Annotated in this window: 3 protein-coding genes; 1 reads left to right on the forward strand and 2 read right to left on the reverse strand. The window is 68.4% G+C overall.

Annotation, left to right across the window (positions count from 1 at the left end; all coding sequences use genetic code 11):
- Nucleotides 1-186, forward strand: a 186-nt coding sequence (locus tag AC5JLB_RS02310) for a CBS domain-containing protein (RefSeq protein ID WP_495872245.1), incomplete at its 5' end; no start/stop codon positions are given.
- 76 nt (nt 187-262) lie between these two features.
- Here AC5JLB_RS02310 and AC5JLB_RS02315 read toward each other — a convergent pair.
- The gene (locus tag AC5JLB_RS02315; protein ID WP_495872246.1) at nt 263-1,129 is read right to left on the reverse strand and encodes a sulfotransferase domain-containing protein; all 867 of its coding nucleotides are present in this window, start codon (nt 1,127-1,129) and stop codon (nt 263-265) included.
- A gap of 283 nt (nt 1,130-1,412) precedes the next feature.
- Nucleotides 1,413-2,037, reverse strand: a 625-nt coding sequence (locus AC5JLB_RS02320) for a hypothetical protein (RefSeq protein ID WP_495872247.1), incomplete at its 5' end; no start/stop codon positions are given.

Here is a 2,037-nt window from a genome sequence, read left to right on the forward strand (position 1 = left end):
GTCATGCAACGCGACGTCCCCGTCGTCCCGCTCGCCAGCCGCCTGCCAGCGGCGCTGCGGCATCTGGAAAGCTCGGAGGCCGTCGTCGTGGCGGTGGCCGACGCCGAGGGACGGCTCGCCGGCTACATCACACGCGAGAACGTGGCGGAGCTCATGATGATCCGCCGCGCCGAGCGCGGGACCTGAAGGCTGGCCGCAGCCCTTGGGTCGTCGGATGCGAGGACGCTAGGGCAACGGCGAGTTGGTGGTCCATCGGATCGCTTCACGCGACCGCCGCAACCCTTTCGAAGCGCGGCCAGGGAGGGCGCCGCCCGACGAGCTTTGCCAGGGCCTCGACCTCGGGGCTGAAATGCTCCGTCAGGCGCCGTTCCGTCGCGTCCTCCATGGGTGGGATCGTGCTCGAGACCTCGCGTCGGTTGGCGGCCCTCAGGCTGCGGATGCCGGGGAGCGACTTCAATCTCTCCACGGCAGTCCCCATCCCGTAGCCTCGGGCGAGCTTGCCGAGACGCCACAGGGACTGGCCGATCAGCTCGTTGCGATAGGAGACGCTCTCATTGGCCCGCCGCACCGTCAGGGATTCGGGCTCCGGCACGCCCAGGAATCGGGCCACCTCGCCAGCGGCCCCATGGGGGTCGCGGTGAATGTCCTCCTGAAAGAGGACCAGTACCTGCCGGGCGGGGAAATGCTCGAGCCAGCGCGACATGTGCTTGGCGAAAAGGCCCTGCTCGACATAGAGCGGGTTGTTGGCCAATGCGGTCTCGAACCGCAAGTTCGTCCCGCTGACATGCCCCTTGCGGACCTCATGGAGGTGGTTCGAGTAGGCGCGCGCCACGGGATCGCGCAACGTCACCAGCACCTTGAGATCCGGATTGTAGGCGCGCGCGCGCGCAGTTGCGTCGGAGTCGATGAAATACGAGGGCGAGATCTCGCCGCGATGCCGGAAAGCGGTCCCTCCTGGGAACTGACGCTCGTACCACTCGTAGCCGCGATCGAAGTAGTAGCTGAAGAAGTCTATCTCCTTCTCCAGGCTGACTTGCACGCCCTGAAGCTGCGGCAGGACGCCATAGAGCCAGGTGGAGGCGCATTTCTGGGCGCCGATCCCAATGAAGGTTGCCCGCTCTCTTATCATGGCTGGCGGATGTCCTGCCCCTGCAAGCCTGTTCGGCGCCCCGCAAGCCGCACGATCCACCTCCTTCGCAACCGGCACGCGCCACATTACCTGCCGGAGGCGCGGGTTTACAAGGGAAGAGGTCACAGGCGGGTCCGACCGCCGCGGGTCGGCAGCGGCGGTGACCGCGGTCGATTCGAGTCGAACGGCAAAGCGGCCCCGGATAGTCCTCCGGGGCCGCCTTGCATCCATCCCAGGTCAACCGCCCCCTCGCCGGCTCGAGGCCGGCGAGGGGAATGGCGCCTCACATCCCGACGATCACGCCGCCGACCTTCCGCAGGCGCAGCCGGCCGTACTGGGTCGACAGGGTGCTGACACCGGCCGCGCCGGTCACGCCGGTCGAGCCGCCCGCGCCGGTGAGGAAGAGGTCGACGTACCAGCCCTCGGGGACGCTGGACGCCGCGGGAGCCGTGACGGCGCAGGCTTTGGTGGCGCCAACATTCAAGGTCTTGCCGTAGTCCGACAGGTCGAGCGTCAGGGCCGCGATGTCGCCCAGCGTCTCGGTCTGGTCGTGCGGCAGGTGGTGGACCTTGCCGTCCTTGTGGACGATCCGCATCTCGGCGCCGGCGCGTGACAGCGTGGCGATCTGCCCGGCGATGGCCGGGAAGGTCTGGGCCCGGCCCGGTGTGGTGCCGTTGTTGCGGAAGCCCGGCTGAAGCGTGACCGTCTTGCCCGCGACGGTGTCGACGAGCCGGATGACCTGCTCCTTGCCTTCGCGGCCGGGGAACACATCGAGCGCCGTGGTGGCCAGCCCGCCGACCTGGATCTTGGCCACGTCGTGCTCGGGGTCGAGAGTGAAGGCGCTGCGCCCGATCAGGGTCCGCTCGTGATAGCTGGGGTCGCGCGCCCCGTTCGTGAGGATCACGACG

Source organism: Myxacorys chilensis, from assembly GCF_059505265.1.

What these genes read in the sequence shown, in the direction of transcription:
- AC5JLB_RS02315 (WP_495872246.1), bottom strand. Translation starts at nt 1,129, where the DNA reads ATGATAAGAGAGCGGGCAACCTTCATTGGGATCGGCGCCCAGAAATGC.